The following is a 22,354-nucleotide window of genomic DNA, read 5'->3' on the forward strand; positions in this document are numbered from 1 at the left end:
AGCGGCCTTGCCGCGTATGGGCTGCAGCGCAGCCCCGACTCTTGGCCGGATCAGCGATCCGGCAGGGTGATGTTCAGCTCCAGAATGGAGCAGCTGCCCTGGTTTTCCAGCTCGATATGCACATCGTCATTGCCGATGTTCACATACTTGCGAATCACTTCCAGCAGTTCCTTCTGCAACTCGGGCAGATAGTCCGGTTCGCTGCGTTGTCCGCGCTCGTGCGCCACGATGATCTGTAGACGCTCTTTCGCCACCGACGCGCTGGTCTGTTTCTGTCTGCCACGAAAGAAGTCAAAAAGGTTCATGGTTTATTTGCTCCCGAAAATGCGCTCGAAGAATCCCTTCTTCTGTACATCGATGAAGCGCATCGGCTTCTCTTTGCCCAGCAGGCGGTCGACTGCGTCACTGTACGCCTGGCCGGCATCGCTCTGGTCATCGAGAATGACCGGGATACCCTGGTTGGATGCCTTGAGCACCGCCTGCGATTCGGGAATCACGCCCTTGAGCTTGATCGAGAGAATCTCTTCCACGTCGGCCACGCTCAGCATTTCGCCCTTGACGACGCGCTCGGGGTGGTAGCGAGTGATCAACAGGTGCTCCTTGATCGGCTCCTCGCCGTTTTCCGAGCGGCGCGACTTGCTCGACAGGATGCCCAGCATGCGGTCGGAGTCACGGACCGAAGACACTTCGGGGTTGGTGACCACGATGGCCTCGTCGGCGAAATACATGGCCAGGTGGGCACCTTTCTCGATACCGGCCGGCGAGTCGCAGATCACGTACTCGAACTGCTCCTTGAGGTCCATCAGGACTTTCTCGACGCCTTCCTGAGTAAGCGCGTCCTTGTCACGGGTCTGGCTGGCCGCCAGCACGTACAGGTTTTCCAGGCGCTTGTCCTTGATCAGGGCTTGTTGCAGGTTGGCTTCGCCATTGACCACGTTGACGAAGTCGTACACCACGCGGCGTTCGCAGCCCATGATCAGGTCGAGGTTACGCAGGCCCACGTCGAAGTCGACGATAACCGTCTTGTGGCCACGCAGTGCGAGGCCGGTACCGATGGCGGCGCTGGTGGTGGTCTTGCCCACACCCCCTTTGCCGGAAGTAACCACGAGAATCTTGGCCAAGGTGTTTCACCCCTAAAATGATCGGGACGCAAGTCCCTGCAAATAACTGAAGTAACGGCAACGATAAAAAAGTTGCTCTAAAAATGCTGGCAAGTATCCGTTAAAGACGGGTGATGTTCAACACGTCGCCAGACAGGCTGACTTGTACGCCCGCCCCCCACAAAGGATCGCGGCGCAAGTCTTCGCACACTTTGTACTGGCCGGCAATGGAGACCATTTCGGCGGTCATCTGCTGGCAGAAGATACGCGCCTTGGTATTGCCCTTGATACCTGCCAGGGCACGGCCACGCATGGCGCCGTACACATGGATGTTGCCATCGGCAAGAAGTTCCGCACCCGGGCTGACCGAGGCGGTGACCACCAGGTCCCCCCCTTGGGCATAGATCTGCTGGCCGCCACGTACCGGAGCGGTGATGATGCGCGTGGGGCGCACCTCAGGTTCGAGTACCGGTGGCGGGGCAGGGGCCGGCTCGGGTTTCTTGGCCTCGGGCTCGGGTTCCAGTGGCCGCTCGCGGGCGCCGGACGGGGGCAGCACTGGCAGATCGATGGCGATGGCCGCGGCAATGTCCTCGATGCGGTTGGCGCGGATGGCCAGGGTCCGCAGGCCATGGTGGCGGCAAATCCGCATCAAACCAGGCAAGTCGACCGCGCCTTCGCCGGCCGGCAGCTTGTCCAGCGCCAGCACCAACGGCGTGTTACTGAAGAAGTTCGGCGCCTGCGCCACTTTGGCCGCCAACTGGCGATCGAGGGCTTCAAGGTCGTTGCGCGCCAGTTCCAGAACGGTAATGGCAAGCATGCTGCCCTTGAGCTGGAACACGGAGGGGGTGTCGGGGGTGTGGTTTGGGCTCATGGTCTGCATAGACGGCTTGTTGCGGAAAAAGTGCCCTGACTTATAACGATAAGACCGGTTGCCCGCAACATGAGCCGATCCGTTGTAGAATGCGCGGCCCATGTCTTGCTGGAAGCTTCAATGGATCGCCCGCGTTTTCGTCCCTATTTCCTTCATCCCAAGTTCTGGGGCCTGTGGCTGGGCCTGGGGCTGCTGTGGCTGGTGGTGCAGTTGCCGTACCGGGCATTGCTCAAGCTGGGTGCGGCGTTAGGCGCGATCATGTACCGCTTTGCCGGTGAACGCAGGCGTATCGCCGCGCGCAACCTGGAACTGTGCTTCCCCGAGCTGTCGGCGGACGAACGGCAACGGCTGCTCAAAGCCAATTTTGCCTCGACCGGCATCGCCTTCTTCGAAATGGCCATGAGCTGGTGGTGGCCCAAGACGCGGTTGGCGCGCCTGGCCCATGTCGAGGGGCTTGAGCACTTGCAGGCCGCCCAGCAGGCGGGGCAGGGCGCAATCCTGATGGCGGTGCACTTCACTACCCTGGAAATCGGTGCGGCCTTGCTCGGCCAGCGTCACACCATCGATGGCATGTACCGCGAACATGGCAATGCCCTGTTCGATTTCATCCAGCGCAGCGGACGCGAACGGCACAACCTGGACTCACTGGCCGTCGAACGCGAGGATGTCAGGGGCATGCTCAAGCTGCTGCGGGCCGGCCGCGCAATCTGGTACGCACCCGACCAGGACTACGGCGCCAAGCAAAGCCTGTTCGTGCCCTTGTTCGGGATCCCGGCAGCCACGGTCACGGCCACCACCAAGTTTGCGCGCCTGGGCCGCGCCCAGGTCATTCCCTTCACGCAGAAGCGACTCGAAGACGGCAGCGGTTATCGGTTGGTGATTCATCCCCCACTGAGCGATTTCCCCGGTGAGAGCGAAGAGGCTGATTGCCTGCGAATCAATCAATGGGTCGAGCAGGTACTGCGCGAATGCCCCGAGCAGTACTTGTGGGCACACCGCCGGTTCAAGTCCCGACCGGACGGGGCCCCAAGGCTGTACGAAAAGAAAGGGCGTTGAAAGCGAGTGCGCCGCTGCCGTAATGGCAGTGGCGCTGCCGGCTCACTCGGCGATCTGCAGCTTGCGCGACTGGGTGTAGACGTAGCGCACCTTTTCATACTCGAACGGTGAGTTCATCTGCCCGTAGCGGAAGTTGGTGGTGTAGCGCTTGTCGATGACCCGCAGGCCGAAGAACTCCGGGTGCTCGCGGCTGACTTTGGCCATGTCCAGGTAATTGATCGCCTGCTCGCCGGAATAATCCACCACCAGCCCGGTGGTGTCGCGCAGGTTCGAAGGGCCCAACAGCGGCAGCATCAGGTACGGGCCTGCCGGTACGCCATAGAAGCCCAAGGTCTGGCCGAAATCCTCGCTCTGGCGCGGCAGGCCCATCTTGGTCGCCGGGTCCCACAAACCGCCTACCCCGATGATCGTGTTGAACATCAGCCGCGCTGTGATCTCGGCCGAGCGTTTGGCCTTGAGCTGCAGCACGCTGTTGAACAGGTTGGGCACGTCCCCCAGGTTGTTGAAGAAGTTGGTCACGCCACTGCGCAGAAAACGCGGGGTGACGTACTGGTAGCCATTGACCAGCGGCAGCAGCACCCATTGGTCCAGGCGGTAGTTGAAGTGATAGATGCGGCGGTTCATCGACTCGAGCGGGTCGTAGACGTTCAGCGCTTCGAGGGTCGAGCGCTCGAACTCACGCTGGTCCAGGCCCGGGTTGAATTTCAACTCGCGCAGCGGGTCGAGGAAGCCATCGGCTTCCGGTGCCAGCGGGGCGGTACCGATCACCTGCGGATCAGCCTCGATGACGCTGGCTCGGGGAGCGGTCTCGGCGGCCAGGGTATGGCCTGCGGCAAGCAGGGCCGTGGCAAAGAGCAGTTTGTTAACCACGGAAGAACTCCAGCATGGCGTCACTGTTGACGCGGTAGTTGATGTTGCCGCAATGGCCACCATGGGGATAAAGGGTCAGGCGATCACCGAACACCTTGCGCAGGAACCCGATATCGCCAGGGCCGAGAATGACATCGTCGGCATTGTGCATCACGGCGATCTTGGGGCTGTTTTGCAGGTAATCGGCCAGGGCGTACAGGCTGACCTGGTTGGTCAGCTCCAGGATGGTGCCCCCGCCGGTGCGGGCACGCCACATCGGGATTACCTGTTCGCTCATGTAACAGTCGAAATCGCACTGCAAGGCACGCTTGAAGTAGGGCGTCAGGCTCGTGCCTTCGGTGATCTTGACCTTCGGCGGGATGATCAGGCCGCGGCGGTTGATCAGGTCGGAGGTGAAGGCGATATCGGCGGCCGAGAAGCGGAACGAGGTGCCGATGAGCATGGCCATCTGCTCGTTGGACAGGTGCTGGCGCGACTGCTGGAAGTCGTACAAGAGCGCTTCGTTGAGGTCGATGAACCCCTTTTCCTGGAAGTAGCGCGTGAGTTTTTCCAGCATCAGCTCATAGAACGTGGTGCTGCGGTCGATCCCCTTGACTTGTGTCTGCACCAGCTTGTCCAGGTTGTTGATCGAGGTGTAGAGGTTCACGGGTGGGTTGAGCAGCAGCACACGCTTGAAGTTGAAGCTGCGCCGGGTTTCGTCCAGGTGGCTGACGAAGGCCGCATCGAGCGCGCCCAGGCTGTAGCCGGTCAGGTAGAACTCGGTCACCGGCAGGCGAGGGTGCTGGGCGCGGACCGATTGCATCACCCGGTACATGTCCTCGGCGTCATCCTGGCTGATGCCGGGCGTGGCGAAGCGAGACGCGGCGCTGATGAAATCGTAGCTGGTGGGCGAGGACAGCTGCACCACGTGGAAGCCGGCCTTGTAGTACAGCTTTTTCAGGTATTCGTTGATGCTGCTGCTGTAGGACGCACCGGTGCCGGCAATGATGAAGATCAAGGGGGCAGCGTGGTCCTGCTGGGCCATGCGGTACTTGAGTTTCTTGACCGCCCAGAAGTTGTCCGGCAGCGTGAATTCACGCTCCGGGCGCAAGGTGAGGCTGTAGTCGGACTGGTCGATCTCGTCATCGCTGGGCAGCATCGGGCGCTGGTCCGGCGGCGTCGTGGCGATGGTCGCCTCGAACGGGTTGGTCAGGGGGTAGCCATAGCTCGCGGCGTCGATATCCCGCGCAGAAGCGGCCACAGCCATGAGCAGGCTGCCGAGAACGGCAGCGAGGCGCAAAGAACGAAGCATGTAATCCCCCAAAAGAACGCAAGGTGGCGCGTGTGCAAGCTAAGACCACATGGGCCGTGGCAAAGTTGCCGGGCGTGATGGCCTTTGGTGTGCCAGTTATCTGAACCGTGTTGCAGGCAGGTATTTTGCCTTAGACCGTGATGTAAGCGATCATTGATTTTTTGATCAATCAAGTGGGAAAAGTCAATGAGTCGCAGGCTGCCTGGCGCACTACTGCTGATGTTCGTTGGGCTCTGGCTCGCTGCCAGCTATGGCGTGCGCTATGGACTGATGGAGGACGGCCAGTGGGTGGGGTTGTGCACGGAGCCAGCCGCCTATTGGCAGTGCAAGATGCGGGCAGTGCTGGGGTTGGGCATTCACCACCAGGTCCTGGCCTGGACCGGGCTGGCCCTGGCAGCGCTTGGCTGGCTGCTACAGGGGCGGACCGGTACATGGCTGGCCGGCATTGCCCTGCTGTTCGCAGTGCCAGCATTGGTGCTGTATACCGCGAGCATCGCCGTATTCGCATTGGTCCTGGCCGGGTTGCGCCTGGTCAGGTAAACGTGCGCCCGCCAGGGGGCGCTCCGTGACGCTGACAAATAGAGGTATCAGGCGCGGCCGAGTCTCTGGCTGCGCCACAGGGCGGCGGTCATCAGCGCGCTCACTGCTGCCCAGCGCCACGCCTGCCCGCTGTTCATCCCCTCGATGAGTAGCTGGGGCAGTATGCCAAGCCCGATGATACTTGCCAGAAAGGTGGCCTCCCGTCGCCGCACTGGCACGGGCCACAGGACGAACACCAGGGCTGGCAAGGCCAGCGCGGCACTGGGGAAACTGCGGTAGCGGGGGTCGAACACCATCGCCAACGTGCTTACGGCGGCAGCAAAGCCGGCCAGCAGCAGCAACCCGCCAGCTCGCCTTTGCAGCCAGGCAGACCAGCGCCCGCGCACGCCTTGCGGCTGGGACAGGTGCAGCAGTGCCCGGGCCAGTACCAGCACGTTCAACCCCGCCAACAGCCCTGCCCACATCCATTCGGGGGCGAAACGGGCGTGGCTGCGCATCAGCTCGCCCCACAGGCCCAGGCACGCCGCACCGAACATGGCCAGTATTGGCATGGCCCACGCGCCACGGGGTGTGCGTGGCCGCCCGGCCATGCACAGCATCAGCCCCGCCAGCGCCGCGCATGCCAGCCACCAAGTGGGCCAGTCGGGCAAGTTGCTGACGGGCCCTTCAAGGATGCCCTTGTCCTGCCGGTCGGCATCGTAGAGGCCCCAATACCCGCCCACGGCACCTTCGTTGGCGCGTTTCCAGGGCTGGTCGAAGGCTTCGATCAGGTTGTAGCGCCAGCCGTTGTGCTCGGCCATGGCGACGAAGCCGCGAATGAAGCGCGCTTCGTTGACCCGGCTGGGCAGGGCGGTTTCACGCTGCCTGCCTTCGCTGGGCCAGCCGGTTTCACCGATCAGGATGTCCTTGGGCGCGAAGCGCTGGCCGAATTGTCGGCGTATGTCGGCGACATGGGCCAACGCATCGTCGATGCCCCGTGGCTCGTCTTCCCAATACGGCAGCAAGTGAACGGTGAGAAAGTCTACTTCAGGCGCGATCTCGGGGTGCTGCAACCAGAACTCCCACACATCGGCGTAGGTGACCGGCACGCTTACCTGGCGCTTGACCCGCGCGATCAACTCGGCCAGTCGTTTGCCGGTGACTTCCTTGCGCAGCAAGGTCTCGTTACCCACGATGACGGCGCTGACCACATCGGGGTTGGCATTGGCGGCGGCGATCAGCAGCGCGACTTCCCGGTCGGTGTCGGCCGGGTGAGCATTGACCCAGGCCCCGAGCATCACCTTCAGTCCATGCTTGCGCGCCAGCGCTGGGATAGCCTCAAGACCGCTCATCGAATAGGTGCGGATGCACTGGAATCGCTCAGCGAGCAGGGCCAAGTCGGCATCCATGCGCGCCGGGCGCAGTTGCATGGGTTGATCGTAGGGCGACTGGTCCTTGTCGAACGGGGTATAGGATGCGCACTGCAGCTTGTGCGTGGCATTGGCGGCGTCGGGCAGGTGCACCGGTCTGCCCAGCCCGTGCCAGAGCACGCCGAGCCCGAGCAGACCGATCAGGCAAGCAAGGGTGTACAGAAGTGTCAGCAGGCGGGTGGAACTGGGCATCGGGCGGTCCATCATCGGGGGCAAAAGGGTCAATAGTAGCCCGGCGCCAAACCTTTGGCATGCAAGGATCGCGCAGGCAGGTTCATGCCGCTGCCGCTAATGGCACAGTGCTGTCGCGTATGAGCGCCTGGGCGTCGTACTTGGATCAGGTCTGGCTTGGTTGCAGGCAGATGATGGAATCTCCGAGACCTGACGAGGGAATGCTTTGATGGCTACTTCAACAAAAATGCGTCGTTTCCTGGGCGTAGGTACCGCCCTGGCACTGGCCTTGAGCGGCGCACAGGCCATGGCCAAAGAAGTCAGTATTGGTTACGTGGATGGGTGGGCAGACAGTGTGGCGACCACCAACGTGGCCGCCGAGGTGATCAAGCAGAAGCTTGGCTACGATGTGAAGCTGCAAGCCGTGGCCACGGGCATCATGTGGCAGGGCGTGGCCACCGGTAAGCTCGATGCCATGCTGTCGGCATGGCTGCCGGTGACCCACGGTGAGTACTGGACCAAGAACAAGGACAACGTGGTCGACTACGGCGCGAACTTCAAGGATGCCAAGATTGGCCTGATCGTGCCTGAGTACGTCAAGGCGGTGAGCATCGCTGACCTGAAGACCGATTCCTCGTTCAAGCAGAAAATCGTCGGCATCGATGCTGGCTCGGGTGTAATGATCAAGACCGATCAGGCGATCAAGGACTACGACCTGACCGGCTACAAGCTGCAGGCAAGTTCCGGTGCTGCAATGACCGCCGAGCTGGGCCGTGCCTACGCCAAGCAGCAATCCATCGCCGTGACCGGATGGGTACCGCACTGGATGTTCGCCAAATGGAAACTCAAGTTCCTCGAGGACCCCAAAGGCGTGTATGGCGCTGCTGAAACCGTCAATAGCATCGGCAGCAAGGAGCTGGCCACCAAGGCCCCGGAAGTGGCCGAGTTCCTGAAGAAGTTCAGCTGGCAGTCCAAGGATGAGATCGGCGAGGTGATGCTGGCTATCCAGGAAGGCGCCAAGCCCGAAGCGGCTGCCAAGGACTGGGTGGCCAAGCACCCTGAGCGCGTGAAGGACTGGACGGGCAAGTAAAACGCCTGTGCGCTGATGCCCTGAAATGAAGCCGTTCGAGCCTCAAGCGTTCGAGCGGTTTCGTTGGCGTGGGAACGACCCCATTGCGCTGCGTTACGAGGCTGTCCAGTGCTCCGTGGATCAGCCTTGGCGGGGCGCGGATCGGCCGCGATGGGCGCAAATCGGCCCAGGCGACCTCAGCCAGTCGCACATCGCCTGCTCTCACCCACATCACCGTCCATCATCCCTGCACCCCCCAGCTACACCCCCGCCGAGAGAAACTGAACCCTCACACCGACCCGCCAGCCCAACCGCTCAAGCACCCCCAGCACGCACTAACCAAATCTGCGACAATCACACCTCTTTCGAATGCCGATCACACCGCAGGCCCACCTGCATCACCGAAAAGCCCAATGACTGACCACGCCATCGACAAACTGCTGCAAAACCTCGACCACGCCATGATCGCCGACCGCCACCGCCTGCGGCGCCAGTTGCACGAACTGCGCAAGCGCCCCGACGAGGCGAAGCTGGCGCAGTGGGCTGAGCGGGTGCAGGCGTCCTGCGCCCAGGTCACCGCCCGCCAGCAGAGCGTGCCATTGGTGCGCTACGACGACAGCCTGCCCATCGCCGCCAAGCGCGACGAGATCAAAAAGGCCCTGGCCGAACACCAGGTGCTGGTCATCGCTGGCGAAACCGGCTCGGGCAAGACCACCCAGCTGCCCAAGATCTGCCTGGAACTGGGCCGTGGCAGCCATGGCCTGATCGCCCACACCCAGCCACGCCGGATCGCCGCGCGCAGTGTCGCTGCCCGGGTGGCCGAGGAGTTGGGCACGCCGTTGGGCGGCCTGGTGGGGTACCAGGTGCGCTTCGAAGACCAGAGCGATGCCAACACACTGGTCAAACTCATGACCGACGGCATCCTGCTGGCCGAAACCCAGCACGACCGCTTCCTGGAACGCTACGACACCATCATCGTCGACGAAGCCCACGAACGCAGCCTGAACATCGACTTCCTGCTCGGCTACCTCAAAACCCTCCTGCACCGGCGGCCCGAACTCAAGCTCATCATCACCTCGGCCACCATCGACCTGGAGCGGTTCTCCAAGCATTTCGACAACGCGCCCATCATCGAGGTGTCCGGCCGTACCTTCCCGGTGGAAACCTGGTACCGCCCGCTGACCAGCGAACAGGACGAGGAGGGCAACCCGATCGAGGACGACCTCACCGTCGACCAGGCTATCCTCGCCACCCTCGACGAACTGGCCCAGCACGAGCGCGGCCAGGGCAAGGGCCCGGGGGATGTGCTGATCTTCCTGCCCGGTGAGCGCGAAATCCGCGACGCCGCCGAGATTCTGCGCAAGGCGCAGCTGCGCCATACCGAAATCCTGCCCCTGTACGCGCGCCTGTCGCCAGCCGAGCAGCAACGGATCTTCCAGCCCCATGCCGGGCGGCGTGTGGTGCTGGCCACCAACGTGGCCGAAACATCGCTGACGGTGCCCGGCATCCGTTATGTGATCGATACCGGTACGGCCCGCATCAGCCGCTACAGCTACCGCGCCAAGGTGCAGCGCCTGCCCATCGAAGCCGTGTCCCAGGCCAGCGCCAACCAGCGCAAGGGCCGTTGTGGACGGGTGGAGCCGGGTATCTGCGTGCGCCTGTACAGCGAAGAAGACTTCAACAGCCGGCCGGCTTTCACCGACCCCGAGATCCTGCGCACCAACCTGGCGGCCGTCATCCTGCAGATGCTGCACCTGCGCCTGGGCGCCATCGACGCGTTTCCCTTCATCGAGCCGCCAGACGGCAAGGCGATCAGCGACGGTTTCAACCTGCTGCAAGAGCTCTCGGCGGTCAACCGTGAAAACCAACTGACGCCGGTCGGGCGTCAGCTGGCGCGGCTGCCCATCGACCCGCGCCTGGGCCGTATGCTGCTCGAAGGCGCGCGCCTGGGCAGCCTGCAGGAAGTGTTGATCGTCACCAGCGCCCTGTCGGTGCAGGACCCACGCGAACGCCCCCCTGAGCGCCAGCAGGCCGCCGACCAGGCCCACGCACAATGGAAGGACGTGGATTCGGACTTCGCCGCACTGGTCAACCTGTGGCGGGGCTTCGAGGAACAGCGCCAGGCGCTGACGGCCAACCCCTTGCGCAACTGGTGCCGCAAGCAGTTCCTCAATTACCTGCGCCTGCGCGAGTGGCGCGACGCCCATCGCCAGCTGGCGCTGATCTGCCGCGAGCTGCAACTGACGGTCAACAAGGAACCGTGCGACTACCCCAAGCTGCACAAAGCCGTACTCAGCGGCCTGCTCAGCCAGATAGGCCACAAGACCGAAGACGGTGACTACCAAGGCGCGCGGCAGCGCAGGTTCTGGGTGCACCCGTCATCGGGTATCGGGCGCAAGCGTCCGCAGTGGGTCATGGCGGCCGAACTGGTGGAAACCACCAAGCTTTATGCCCGCGTGGTCGCGCGCATCGAGCCGGACTGGATCGAGCCGCTGGCCGGCCATCTGATCAAGAAGAACCACTTCGAGCCCCATTGGGAGAAGAAGCGCGGACAGGTCGTGGCCTATGAGCAGATCACCCTGTATGGGTTGATCCTGGTCGGCCGCAGGCCGGTACACTTTGGCCCCATTGACCCGGCCACCTCCCGCGAGCTGTTCATTCGTGAAGCCCTGGTGGGCGGTGAGATCCAGTCGCGGGCCAAGTGCCTGGCGGCCAACAAGCGCCTGCTCGAAACGCTCGACGCCCTCGAGGCCAAGGCCCGCCGTCGCGATATTCTGGCCGACGAAGAAACGCTCTATGCCTTCTACGAAGCGCGTCTGCCGGCCGAGATCCACCAGACGGCCACCTTCGACAGCTGGTACCGCATGGGCAGCCAGAAAGATCCCAACCTGCTGATCATGCGCGAGGAAGACGTGCTGGCGCGCGAGGCCAGTGAGGTGACCGCCGCGCAGTACCCCGACAGCTTGCAGGTCGGCCAACTGCGCTTGCCGTTGACCTACCACTTCGAGCCCAATCACCCCCGTGACGGCGTGACCGTGCGGGTGCCGGCACCCCTGTTGCCGAGCCTGCCGGGCGAGCGCCTGGAGTGGCTGGTGCCAGGCCTGCTCGAGGCCAAGTGCGTGGCGCTGATTCGCAACTTGCCCAAGGCCCTGCGCAAGAACTTCGTGCCGGTGCCGGACTTCGTCAAGGCCGCCTTGGCCCGCATGACGTTTGGCCAAGGCGCGTTGCCCCAGGCCTTGGGCCATGAACTGCTGCGCATGACCGGTGCGCGCGTGCCCGATGACGCCTGGGACGAGTCGGTCAGCCTGGTTGAAGGTCACCTGCGCATGAACATCGAGGTGGTCGACGGGCAGGGCAAGTTCCTGGGTGAAGGGCGTGACCTGGCTGAGCTTACGGCGCGGTTCGCCGCTGCCAGCCAGGCAGCCCTGGCGGTGCCAGGCGATGCCAAGAGCGAGCAGCCGGTGCAGGCCAAGGCCTTCAGCGAAGTGAAGCCCACGGCGCAGCAAAAGATCGCAGGGCTGTCGATGACGGTTTACCCGGCACTGGTCGAGGATAACGGCACGGTGCGTGAAGGCCGCTTCTCGACCCAGGCCGAGGCCGACTTCCAGCACCGCCGCGCCTTGCAGCGCCTGCTGTTGCAACAGCTGGCCGAGCCGGCCAAGTTCCTGCGTGGCAAACTGCCTGGCCTGACTGAACTGGGGCTGTTGTACCGCGACATGGGCCGGGTCGACGCGCTGGTCGAGGACATTCTGCTGGCAAGCCTGGACAGTTGCATCCTCGACGGTGAGCCGGTATTGCCCCGTGAAGGTGCCGCGCTGGCGGCGCTGGCCGAACGCAAGCGGGGCAGCTGGGCCGAACATGCCGAGCGCCTGGCGCGGCAAACCCTCGAGGTGCTGAAGCTGTGGCACGGGTTGCAGAAACGCTTCAAGGGCAAGATCGACCTGAGCCAGGCCGTGGCCCTGAACGATATCAAGCAGCAGTTGAGCAACCTTGTGTACCCCGGCTTTGTGCGCGAAACGCCGGCGGTATGGTTCAAGGAACTGCCACGCTACCTCAGGGCCATCGAGCTGCGCCTGGAGAAGTTGGGTTCTCAGGTGCAGAAGGACCGGGTATGGAGTGGCGAACTGGCCAATCTGTGGGCGCAGTACAAGGCCCGTGCCGACAAACATGCTCAGGAAGGCAAGCGCGACGAGCAACTGGCCCTGTACCGCTGGTGGCTGGAAGAATACCGCGTGTCGCTGTTCGCCCAGCAGTTGGGCACAAAAGTGCCGATTTCAGACAAGCGATTGAGCAAGCAGTGGAGCCTGGTGGAAGGCTAAACTCACACAGTTGTGGCACTATTGAGACAATGTCAGGCCGCTTGGCGGCCCAGTGCGGGCAACCCTGCTTCGCTTGTCCATTCACCGTTCGCGGGGTGATGGCTTAAGTGAGGCAGGCTACTGTCAAACGAGGGCTTGGCCCTCGTCGTGAAGTTAGTACTAAAGTGCCACTAATCCAGTGTATTTCCAGCCAGCGCCGGGTGGCGATGGCCCACGAACAGAGGAACGACCGTGCATAATGTCGTGATCAGCGGCACCGGCCTGTACACCCCGGCCCAGAGCATCTCCAACGAAGAACTGGTAGCGTCCTTCAACACCTGGTCGCAGCAATTCAACCGGGACAACGCCCAGGCCATCGAGCGTGGCGAGGTCGAAGCCGCACCGCTGTCCGATGCGGCGTTCATCGAAAAGGCCTCCGGTATCAAGAGCCGCTTCGTCATGGACAAGGCCGGCATCCTCGACCCGCAGCGCATGAAACCGCGCCTGCCAGAGCGCGCCAACGACGAACCGTCGGTGCTGTGCGAAATGGCCGTGGCAGCGGCACATCAGGCGCTGGAGCGCGCTGGCCGCAGCCCGGCCGATGTGGACGGGGTCATCGTCGCCTGCTCCAACTTGCAGCGCCCGTACCCGGCCATTGCCATCGAAGTGCAGCAGGCGCTGGGCATCCAGGGGTTTGCGTTCGACATGAACGTGGCCTGTTCGTCAGCCACCTTCGGCATCCAGACCGCCGCCAACAGCGTGGCGCTGGGGCAGGCGCGGGCCGTGCTCATGGTCAACCCCGAAGTGTGCACCGGCCACCTTAACTTCCGCGACCGTGACAGCCACTTCATCTTTGGCGATGCGGCGACTGCGGTGCTGCTCGAACGCGCCGATCGAGCCACATCGGTGCACCAGTTCGACGTGGTCAGCAGCAAGCTGTGGACCGAGTTTTCCAACAACATCCGCAACAACTTCGGTTTCCTCAACCGCGCAGCGGAGGAGGGCGAAGGCGCCGCAGACAAGCTGTTCATCCAGGAAGGCCGCAAGGTGTTCCGCGAGGTGTGCCCGAAAGTGGCGGAGCTGGTAGGCGAGCATTTGCAGGAAAACGGCCTTCAGCCCAGCGATGTGGCGCGCTTCTGGCTGCACCAGGCCAACCTCAGCATGAACCACCTGATCGTCAAGAAGCTGCTGGGGCGCGAAGTGAGTGAACAGGAAGCACCGGTGATCCTGGACCGCTACGCCAACACCAGTTCGGCAGGGTCGGTCATTGCCTTCCACTTGTATCAGGATGACTTGCCGCAAGGTGCGTTGGGGGTGCTCAGCTCGTTCGGGGCGGGGTATTCGATTGGCAGCGTGATATTGCGCAAACGCTAAGCCGGCAAGGCAGGCGATGCCCGCATAAACGCGCAAACGGCCGGATGGGGACGGCCGTTTGCAGCTTGGCGATGCTTAGAACTTGGCTTCCAGGTCCACCTGCAGCGTATCCACATCGGCGTTGCTGTTGGGCAAGTTGGAGTAGTCGGTTTTGGCCATCATGTAGGCCGCACCGAGTGCGAAGTTCTTGTCGATCTCGTAGCCAACCTTGAACTTGTGGCCGCGCGAACCGGTGAAGCCGTTGCCGAAGTCCGAGTCTGTGAACAGGCTCACGACGCCATTGCGCTGCACGTCGCGGTAGTTGTAGTCCAGGCTCCATGCCCCGATCTTGCTCTTCAGACCCGCCAGCCAGGCCTTGTCCTGACCATCGGTGCTCTCGGTGTTCTTCACGAATTGGCCATAGGCCGACAGCGGGATGGCGAAGCCGGTGAAGTCCACCTGGCCAAAACCTTCGACCAGGTTGAATTCGTCGGTGGTGTTGCCCAGCGAGCGCAGGGCCGCGGATGACTTGTCGTTGTCGTAGCCGTACACGCTGCCCCCCACCGTGACCTTGACGGTGTCGGCTGCGTTGAACTTGGTCCCAAGCTGCGCGGCGTAGAGCTGTGCATCGTGCTTGAACTGCACGCCGTCGCCGTCGACGTTGTCCTTGAGGTTGTAGTGGCCGATGCTGCCGAACACTTCGGCAGGGCCCAGGTTGGTCTTGTAGGTAGCGGCTACGCCTTCAGGGTTGATGTCGCTGTCCCAGATGATGTCGCCCATGCTCACCCAGGGCTGCATCATCTTGCCGCCGATCAGGTGCAGGTTCGGCACGGCAGTGGGGTGCCAGTCGAGGTAGGCCAGGTCGACCCACAGCGATTTCTTCTCGAAGTAGTTGTCCAGGCTCTGGTTGGTCGAACGTGCATCGGCGCTGCTGCCGGTGGCTACCCGTACCCCGGCGTCTACTTGCGGGTTGATTTCGCTGTAGAAACCGACGCGGGCACGCACACGTTCCCGGTCCTGGTTGCCACTGCGGGAAATCGGGTTGTCCACGTTGACGTCTTCATAACGCAGGCGCACGTCGCCTTTGATCTGAGTCTTCGCTGCCCAGGCCACTTTCTGCTCGAACGAACTCATGCGCTCGGACTGGGCTTTCTGAGCGGCCTTTTCCTTGGTTTCCTGGGCCAGGTCAGCCTGCAGCTCGCTGTATTGCGCCTGATTGATCGAGCCGTTGGCGCGGAGCATTTCGAGCAGCTTGGCGTCAACGGCCGCACTGGCCGGAGTGGTGCTCATGGCCAGCACCATGCCGGTCAGGCTTGCTCCGGTAAGTGTAGAAACAAGACGCATACGGTTCTCCCTACTGAATAAGATGGGGGACGCCGAGCGCCCGCCCCTGTGTTGGCACGTCTCCGAAAGGGCCTGAATAGACAGGTTCTGTGGTTCCGGAAAACAGGCGCAAGTATTGCGGGGGCGAGTGACAGATTAATGTCGGAATAGTGGCACTGTTGTGAAGTGAAGGCCGCCAGGCGATCGTCATTTGAGTCCGGCGCCCGGCTTGGTGATACTGGGGGCCTTGATGCCGCGAGCCGACCCTGTGACCAGTCTGTATAGCCTTGCTCATTTACGTGATATGCCAGCCGCCACCTGGGACGCCTTGGTCCCTGCGGGCCAGCCGTTTCTCAGCCATGCCTTTCTCAGTGCGATGGAAGACAGTGGCAGTGTCGCGCGCACCACCGGATGGGCGGCCGAACACCTGGTGCTTGAGCATGAGGGTAAGGTGCAAGCGCTGCTGCCGGGTTACCGCAAGTGGCATTCGTACGGTGAGTACGTGTTCGACCATGGTTGGGCAGACGCCTGCGAACGGGCGGGCATCGCGTACTATCCCAAATGGCTGGGGGCCGTGCCGTTCAGCCCGGTCAGTGGCCCGCGCTTGCTGACGGCCGATCCGGCAGCCGGGCACTTGTTACTGCAAGCCTTGCCCGAGTACCTGAGCAAAGCCGCCCTGTCCGGCGCCCACATCAACTTCACCGAGCCTGCGCTGGACGTACAGATGGCGCGTCTGCCGGGCTGGATGGAGCGCCTGGGTTGCCAGTTTCACTGGCAGAACCGCGGCTATCGCGATTTCCAGGATTTTCTCGACACCCTCAGTTCGCGCAAGCGCAAGCAGATGCGCAAGGAGCGTGAGCAGGTGGCGGGGCAGGGCATCGATTTTCGCTGGTATCGGGGTGACGAACTGGACGAAGCCCAATGGGATTTCGTCTACCTGTGCTACGCCAACACCTACGCCGTGCGCGGCCGGGCGCCTTACCTGACCCGCGAGTTCTTTAGCCTGCTGGCCGAGCGCATGCCCCACGCCCTGCGCGTGGTAATGGCCCGCCAGGCCGGGCGAGATGTGGCAATGGCACTGAGCCTGGTAGGTGGCGACAGCTTCTTTGGCCGTTACTGGGGCTGCCTGGCCGAATTCGATCGCCTGCATTTCGAGACGTGCTTCTACCAAGGTATGGACTTCGCCATTGCCCACGGGCTGCAACGTTTCGATGCTGGCGCCCAGGGTGAGCACAAGCTGATCCGTGGGTTCGAGCCGGTGATCACCCGGTCGTGGCATTACCTGCTGCATCCCGGGTTGCGTACGGCGGTGGCCGATTTTCTGCTCCAGGAGCGTGAAGGGGTGATGGCGTATGCTGCGCAGGCACGGGAGATGTTGCCTTATCGCCGGAACGAGGGGCATTGAGCCAGACACAGTCCCAGTGTGGGTAATCGCTCACTCGCGTTACCAGGCCGGCGCGGATCGGGTTGGCAATGATGTAGCGAGCGAGGCTGCGCATTTGTTCGTCACGGCGCAGGGCGCGGTCATGGAAGCCAGGCTGCCAGATCCGCTGGTGCTCGGCGCCTTGCCTGTAAAGCGCGCAACTGCTGCGTGATTTGAACTCACGCATCAGTTCGCCGAGGCTGCAGTGGCCGAGCGTGATTAGCCAGTGCAGGTGATCGGGCATCAGTACCCAGGCGAGGCTTTGACACTGACGGTGCGTAGCGGTGAGTCGCAATTGCTGGATCACGGCCCTGGCGTAGTACAAGTGTTTGAAGAGTGGGGTACGGTTTCGGGTGACGGTGGTCAGCAGGTATAAACGCCCAGGTTCGGAGAACCTGCCCAGACGTAAGCGATGAGAACCTCGGCCTATCATGGCTACCCCCTTGCGTAGTCATTTCAAGGGTAGCTGGCCATTGAAGTGGGCAGAGTGAGACAGTTTTACAGCTTATGACTTGGGGCCGCTTTGCGGCCCATCGCGGCGCAAGGCCGCTCCTACCCGGAAGTTCGCTAGCTTCTAAGTCGGCGCAGGCAGTTGCTCTTTGAAGAGTTGCTCAGCTACATGACACCTGAAGGCCAGCACTATCAGAGTGGGGCCGCTTTGCGGCCCATCGCGGCCGGTCCGGCGCCCCGGCAAGGCCGCTCCTACCCGGAAGTTTGCTAGCTTCCAAGTCGGCGCAAGCAGTTGCTCTTTGAAGAATTGCTCACCTTCATGACACCCGAAGGCCAGCGCTATCAGGGGTGGGACCGGCCGCGATGGGCCGCGCAGCGGCCCTGGGTTTTGAGCAGGCGCGAGGTTTCATCTCCCTCCTCAAGCCTGAAACCTCAAAGCCGGGGCCTCACCTAATCAACCCCCACAAACCCACCTGTCTGATGCTGCCAAAGCCGCGCATACAACCCCCGCTGCTCCAGCAACTGCGCATGGCTGCCCACTTCCACGATGCGACCTTTGTCCAGCACTACCAGCCGGTCCATGCGGGCAATGGTGGAAAGCCGGTGGGCGATGGCGATCACGGTCTTGCCCTGCATCAGCGTTTCCAGGCTCTCCTGAATCGCCGCTTCCACCTCCGAATCCAGCGCCGATGTGGCCTCATCCATGATCAGAATCGGCGCGTTCTTCAGCAGCACCCGGGCAATCGCGATGCGCTGGCGCTGGCCGCCGGACAATTTCACCCCACGCTCACCCACATGCGCATCTAGGCCGGTACGGCCCTGGGCGTCCGACAAGTGAGGGATGAACTCATCGGCGCGGGCGCGGCGCACCGCTTCCTGCAACTGGGCGTCAGTCGCATCCGGACGGCCGTACAGCAGGTTCTCGCGGATCGAACGGTGCAGCAACGATGTGTCCTGGGTAATCATGCCGATCTGCGCACGCAGGCTTGCCTGGCTCACCTGCGCAATGTCCTGGTCATCGATCAGAATCTGCCCACCCTGCACGTCGTACAGACGCAACAGCAAATTCACCAGGGTCGATTTCCCGGCCCCCGACGGCCCAATCAACCCGATCTTTTCCCCGGGCCTGATCGCCAAGTTCAGCCCCTCGATCACATTCCTCGCCTCCCCATAATGAAAGCGCACGTTCTCGAACCGCACGGCGCCCTGGGTGACCTTCAAGGCCGGGGCAGCAGGGCGGTCGGTGACGGTGACGGGCTGGGCGATGGTCTGCAGGCCATCCTGCACCATGCCAATGTTCTCGAAAATGCCGTTGACCACCCACATGATCCACCCCGACATGTTCACGATGCGGATGACCAAACCCGTCGCCAAGGCAATGGCCCCCACGGTGATCAGCGACTGGCTCCACAGCCACAGGGCGAGCCCGGTAGTGCCGACGACCAGCAAGCCGTTCAACGTTGTGATGACCACGTCCATGCTGGTGATCACCCGCGAAGCCAACTGGGTTTTCTCGGTCTGCTCGCTGATGGCCTCGCGGGCGTACTGCTGTTCGTGATCGGTATGGGCGAAGAGCTTGAGCGTGGCAATGTTGGTATAGCCATCGACGATGCGGCCCATCAACTTAGAGCGGGCCTCGGACGACACCACCGAGCGTGCTTTGACGCGTGGCACGAAATACGCCAAGGCAGCAATGAAACACACGATCCAGATCACCAAGGGCAACATCAACCGCCAATCAGCCTCGGCAAACAACACCAGCGACGTGATGGCATAGATCAGCACATGCCATAACGCATCCACCGCCTGCACCGCCGAGTCGCGCAGCGAGTTGCCGGTCTGCATGATGCGCTGGGCGATGCGCCCGGCGAAGTCGCTCTGGAAGAAGTTCAGGCTCTGTTTGAGCACGTAGCTGTGGTTCTGCCAGCGGATCATGCTGGTCATGCCCGGGTTGATGGCCTGGTGTACCAGCAGGTCATGCAACCCGAAGAACAACGGACGCAGCAACAGCACCACCACCAGCATCCAGATCAACTCGCCGCTGTGCTCGCTGAAAATACGGGCGTTGGGCGCGCCCTGGGCCAGGTCGATGATGCGGCTCAGGAAGCTGAACATGGCCACTTCGATCAACGAAGCGATCAGCCCAACCACCAGCAAGGCCAGAAAGCTCGGCCATACCTGGCGCAGATAATAGATATAGAACGCCCATACGCCGCTGGGCGGCGCTTCACTGGGGGCGTCGCGGAAGATGTCGATCAGTTGCTCGAAACGACGGTACAGCATCAGCGTTGAAACTCCTGTTCAACCGACCGGTAATCGGGTCACGTCCCTGTGAGACCCGTGATCAATCGATGCGTTTAGCCGACTTGATGAACACCGGGTCGGCAGGCACGTCACGCATGCCTTTCTTGACGGTGGTGGGCGAATTGACGATCTGGTCGACCACTTCCATGCCCTTGGTTACCTTGCCGAACACGGCATAACCCGCGTCCCGGCCTGGGTTGAGGAAATCGTTGTCGGCCACGTTGATGAAGAACTGGCTGGTGGCCGAGTTCGGGTTCGAGGTGCGGGCCATGGCCAGGGTGCCGCGGGTGTTTTGCAGGCCATTGCTGGCTTCGTTGGGGATCGGGTCCTTGGTGCCCTTTTGCACCATCTGTTCGGTGAAACCGCCGCCTTGCACCATGAAGCCCGGAATTACCCGGTGGAAGAGGGTGTTGTTGTAGAAGCCGCTGTCCACGTACTGCAGGAAGTTCTTGGTGCTGACAGGTGCCTTCTCGGCATTGAGCTCGATTTCCACCTGGCCGAAGCTGGTGTCCAGCACAACGTGCGGCGTCTTGTCGGAAGCCATGACGCTGGTGGCGAACGCGACGGAACAGGCGGTAAGCAGCAGTTTTTTCAGCATGGGCGCAAAGGTCCTTCAAAGTGGAGGCGGCGGCTTTCGAGGGCCGCCGGTACGGTGGATACATCGCAATGAACAAGGGCAATAGCGTGCCGTGAATCTTCGACGTCTGCCAGTGCTGGTTGCGGGCCGAGCACAAGCGCAGCGTTTGAACGTGTGTCAGGGCCTGGTCGCAAGGTGTTGCACCCCGCTCAGACAGCCAGCCGGTGCCGGCGTTCGCAGCCGGCCCTGGCCATCACCCTCACGCCTGGGCCGGGGCTGCGAAGGGCACATCCAACGGCGCCGTGTCAAAGTTGCGCAGCAGGTCGATCAGGATCTGCGTGGCCGGGCCCAAGGACTTCTCCTTGCTCGCGTAAAGATAGAACAGCGGATGGCGGCTACCGCCCTGGTCCAGCGGCAGCGGTTTGAGCACACCGTCACGCAGCTCGCGCTCGATCATATGCCGCGGCAACCACGCAAAGCCCAGCCCGCTGCTGACGAAGGTGGCAGCCGTACCCAGGCTGCCGACCGTCCAGCGCTGTTCGGCGCCAAGCCAGCCCACATCGCGTGGCTGAGCGCGGCCCGAATCTCGAATCACCACCTGCAATTGGCTTTCAAGGTCCTGGAACGTCAACTCGCGTCCCAGCCGGTGCAGGCTGTGGTCTGGATGAGCCACGGCCACGAACTCCACCGCGCTCAACTCCGCGCCCAGGTAGCCGCCAATGCTGTAGCTGCTGATGGCAAGGTCGGCGATGCCTTCGAGCATCACCTCCTCGACCCCGGACAGCACTTCCTCGCGCAGGCGCACGCGACAGCCGCGGCTTTGCGGCATGAAGGCGGCCAGGGCACGTACCAGGCGCGCGCTGGGGTAGGCCGCATCGACTACAAGGCGCACCTCGGCTTCCCAACCCTGTTCCATGTGGTGCGCCAGGTCTTCCAATTGGCTGGCCTGCTTGACCAGATGCCGCGAGCGGCGCAGCAGCACGCTGCCTGCCTCGGTCAGCACCGCCTTGCGGCCGTCGATGCGCAGCAACGGCACACCCAACTGTTCCTGCATGCGCGCCACGGTATAACTGACCGATGACTGTGATCGGTGCAGCACCTCGGCAGCCTGGGCAAAGCCGCCGTGATCGACTACAGCTTGCAAGGTCCGCCATTGATCCAGCGTCACGCGCGGCGCTTTCATGTCCTGCTCCTGTTGGCCTAAGCTGCGCTCTACACAAGGAGAACGCCCATGAAGAACTATTGTGCGGCATTGTTGCTATGCCTGCCGGTGACCGCTTTTGCCTATCCCATCGACATGGAAAAACACATGGACGGGGTAAAGGTCGACGCCACTGCCTACGACACGGCCTATGACCTGGGCGCCATTACCTTGGAGAACTACGGCCAGGTGCCCGCCGCCTGCAAGGTGACCTTTCGCAACGGTCCTGAAGCCCCGCGGGTGCGCCGGATAAATGTGCCGGCCGGCAAACGCGCCGACGTCACCGCCAAGTTCACCCGTCAGATCATCAAGCTGCGCGTCACCGTGAACTGCGCGGCTGAATAAACTAATTAATCGATAAATCGTACCGACTATTTACGCTTTTTCATCGATAGGTCAAGCGCTAACCTTCCTCCATCGCATTTATCCCAGCCCAATGGAGGCCGTCATGTCCCACGTTCTGATCGTCGAAAGCAGTGCACGCCAGCAGGATTCGATTTCCCGCCAATTGACCCGGGACTTCACCGCCCAGTGGCGTGCCGCTCACCCGACCGACCAGATTACCGTGCGTGACGTGGCGGCCAACCCGGTGCCGCACCTGGACGCCGACCTGCTCGGCGGCTGGATGAACCCGCAAGACCAGCGCAGTGCAACACAGCTCCAAGCCCTGGAGCGCTCCAACCAGCTGACCGACGAATTGCTGGCAGCCGATGTGCTGTTGCTGGCGGCGCCCATGTATAACTTCACCATACCCAGCACCCTCAAGGCCTGGCTGGACCATGTGCTGCGCGCCGGGATCACCTTCAAGTACACGCCCACCGGCCCTCAGGGCCTGTTGAATGGCAAGCGCGCCATCGTACTGACAGCGCGCGGCGGCATCCATGCAGGGGCTGGCAGCGACCACCAGGAGCCTTACCTGCGGCAGGTGCTGGGCTTCATTGGCATTCACGACGTGACATTCATTCATGCCGAGGGCCTGAACATGAGCGGAGATTTCCATGAAAAGGGCCTGAACCAGGCCAGGGCAAGCCTGGCTTCGGTAGCCTGA

Annotated in this window: 18 protein-coding genes and 1 pseudogene; 8 read left to right on the forward strand and 11 right to left on the reverse strand. The window is 62.5% G+C overall.

All coding sequences use genetic code 11. The features are described from left to right. Positions 1-50 precede the first annotated feature (50 nt). The 3 genes from minE to minC all read right to left on the reverse strand — a co-directional run bounded on the left by minE (position 51) and on the right by minC (position 1,980). Positions 51-305: a cell division topological specificity factor MinE gene (gene minE, locus B2Y33_RS05125; RefSeq protein WP_009682849.1), complete on the reverse strand. Its 255-nt coding sequence runs from the start codon at positions 303-305 to the stop codon at positions 51-53. A 3-nt stretch (positions 306-308) separates the two neighbouring features. Next, on the reverse strand, positions 309-1,121 hold the full coding sequence (minD, locus tag B2Y33_RS05130; protein WP_012313198.1) for a septum site-determining protein MinD: 813 nt from the start codon (positions 1,119-1,121) through the stop codon (positions 309-311). A gap of 100 nt (positions 1,122-1,221) precedes the next feature. After that, positions 1,222-1,980, reverse strand: a complete 759-nt coding sequence (gene minC / locus B2Y33_RS05135; RefSeq protein ID WP_027915794.1) for a septum site-determining protein MinC — start codon at positions 1,978-1,980, stop codon at positions 1,222-1,224. 111 nt (positions 1,981-2,091) lie between these two features. Here minC and B2Y33_RS05140 point away from each other — a divergent pair, with 111 nt between their 5' ends. Continuing rightward, positions 2,092-3,027, forward strand: a complete 936-nt coding sequence (locus tag B2Y33_RS05140; protein ID WP_027915795.1) for a lipid A biosynthesis lauroyl acyltransferase — start codon at positions 2,092-2,094, stop codon at positions 3,025-3,027. Between the two features lie 42 nt (positions 3,028-3,069). Here the strand turns inward: B2Y33_RS05140 and B2Y33_RS05145 are convergent, their stop codons facing one another. Together B2Y33_RS05145 and B2Y33_RS05150 are read right to left on the reverse strand one after the other, a co-directional pair. Then, on the reverse strand, positions 3,070-3,897 hold the full coding sequence (locus B2Y33_RS05145) for an MlaA family lipoprotein (RefSeq protein ID WP_027915796.1): 828 nt from the start codon (positions 3,895-3,897) through the stop codon (positions 3,070-3,072). Continuing rightward, positions 3,890-5,188 carry a serine/threonine protein kinase gene (locus tag B2Y33_RS05150; protein WP_027915797.1) on the reverse strand — a complete coding sequence of 433 codons (1,299 nt, stop codon included), beginning with the start codon at positions 5,186-5,188 and terminating at the stop codon, positions 3,890-3,892. The genes B2Y33_RS05145 and B2Y33_RS05150 overlap by 8 nt, the downstream gene beginning before the upstream one ends. Before the next feature lie 186 nt (positions 5,189-5,374). Here B2Y33_RS05150 and B2Y33_RS05155 point away from each other — a divergent pair, with 186 nt between their 5' ends. Beyond that, entirely contained in the window at positions 5,375-5,728 is a 354-nt protein-coding gene (locus tag B2Y33_RS05155; protein WP_027915798.1) for a hypothetical protein, read from the forward strand. A gap of 47 nt (positions 5,729-5,775) precedes the next feature. Here B2Y33_RS05155 and B2Y33_RS05160 read toward each other — a convergent pair whose 3' ends face one another. Continuing rightward, on the reverse strand, positions 5,776-7,341 hold the full coding sequence (locus B2Y33_RS05160; RefSeq protein ID WP_206406066.1) for a beta (1-6) glucans synthase: 1,566 nt from the start codon (positions 7,339-7,341) through the stop codon (positions 5,776-5,778). A gap of 196 nt (positions 7,342-7,537) precedes the next feature. Here B2Y33_RS05160 and B2Y33_RS05165 point away from each other — a divergent pair, with 196 nt between their 5' ends. The 3 genes from B2Y33_RS05165 to B2Y33_RS05175 all read left to right on the forward strand — a co-directional run bounded on the left by B2Y33_RS05165 (position 7,538) and on the right by B2Y33_RS05175 (position 14,049). Continuing rightward, positions 7,538-8,398 (forward strand): glycine betaine ABC transporter substrate-binding protein, encoded by an 861-nt coding sequence (locus B2Y33_RS05165; protein ID WP_027915800.1) that lies wholly within the window; start codon positions 7,538-7,540, stop codon positions 8,396-8,398. 392 nt (positions 8,399-8,790) lie between these two features. Next, a complete protein-coding gene (gene hrpA / locus B2Y33_RS05170; RefSeq protein WP_206406057.1) occupies positions 8,791-12,696 on the forward strand; it encodes an ATP-dependent RNA helicase HrpA in 3,906 nt (1,301 codons plus the stop codon). Positions 12,697-12,927: 231 nt separating this feature from the next. Beyond that, entirely contained in the window at positions 12,928-14,049 is a 1,122-nt protein-coding gene (locus tag B2Y33_RS05175) for a beta-ketoacyl-ACP synthase III (protein ID WP_049695577.1), read from the forward strand. Between the two features lie 75 nt (positions 14,050-14,124). Here B2Y33_RS05175 and B2Y33_RS05180 read toward each other — a convergent pair whose 3' ends face one another. Continuing rightward, on the reverse strand, positions 14,125-15,372 hold the full coding sequence (locus B2Y33_RS05180; RefSeq protein WP_027915803.1) for a putative porin: 1,248 nt from the start codon (positions 15,370-15,372) through the stop codon (positions 14,125-14,127). Positions 15,373-15,619: 247 nt separating this feature from the next. Between B2Y33_RS05180 and B2Y33_RS05185 the strand changes: the two genes are divergently transcribed. Continuing rightward, a complete protein-coding gene (locus B2Y33_RS05185; RefSeq protein WP_049695598.1) occupies positions 15,620-16,756 on the forward strand; it encodes a GNAT family N-acetyltransferase in 1,137 nt (378 codons plus the stop codon). Here B2Y33_RS05185 and B2Y33_RS05190 read toward each other — a convergent pair. From B2Y33_RS05190 to B2Y33_RS05205, 4 genes and pseudogenes are all read right to left on the reverse strand, one after another. Then, positions 16,755-17,207: pseudogene (locus B2Y33_RS05190) on the reverse strand (REP-associated tyrosine transposase); the annotation flags it as partial. The gene B2Y33_RS05185 and the pseudogene B2Y33_RS05190 overlap by 2 nt on opposite strands. A 467-nt stretch (positions 17,208-17,674) precedes the next feature. Then, positions 17,675-19,507 (reverse strand): ABC transporter ATP-binding protein, encoded by a 1,833-nt coding sequence (locus B2Y33_RS05195; RefSeq protein ID WP_145281001.1) that lies wholly within the window; start codon positions 19,505-19,507, stop codon positions 17,675-17,677. 61 nt (positions 19,508-19,568) lie between these two features. Then, a complete protein-coding gene (locus tag B2Y33_RS05200; RefSeq protein ID WP_027915806.1) occupies positions 19,569-20,126 on the reverse strand; it encodes a peptidylprolyl isomerase in 558 nt (185 codons plus the stop codon). 238 nt (positions 20,127-20,364) lie between these two features. Further along, positions 20,365-21,288, reverse strand: a complete 924-nt coding sequence (locus tag B2Y33_RS05205) for a LysR family transcriptional regulator (RefSeq protein ID WP_027915807.1) — start codon at positions 21,286-21,288, stop codon at positions 20,365-20,367. Between the two features lie 48 nt (positions 21,289-21,336). On the opposite strand from B2Y33_RS05205, the gene B2Y33_RS05210 reads away from it, so the two are divergent. Together B2Y33_RS05210 and B2Y33_RS05215 are read left to right on the forward strand one after the other, a co-directional pair. Next, complete coding sequence (locus B2Y33_RS05210) at positions 21,337-21,651, forward strand: hypothetical protein (RefSeq protein WP_027915808.1); 315 nt, start codon at positions 21,337-21,339, stop codon at positions 21,649-21,651. A gap of 103 nt (positions 21,652-21,754) precedes the next feature. Further along, the gene (locus B2Y33_RS05215) at positions 21,755-22,354 is read left to right on the forward strand and encodes an FMN-dependent NADH-azoreductase (protein WP_132579048.1); all 600 of its coding nucleotides are present in this window, start codon (positions 21,755-21,757) and stop codon (positions 22,352-22,354) included.

This window comes from Pseudomonas sp. UBA5666 (assembly GCF_002420785.1).
GTDB lineage: Bacteria > Pseudomonadota > Gammaproteobacteria > Pseudomonadales > Pseudomonadaceae > Aquipseudomonas > Aquipseudomonas fulva.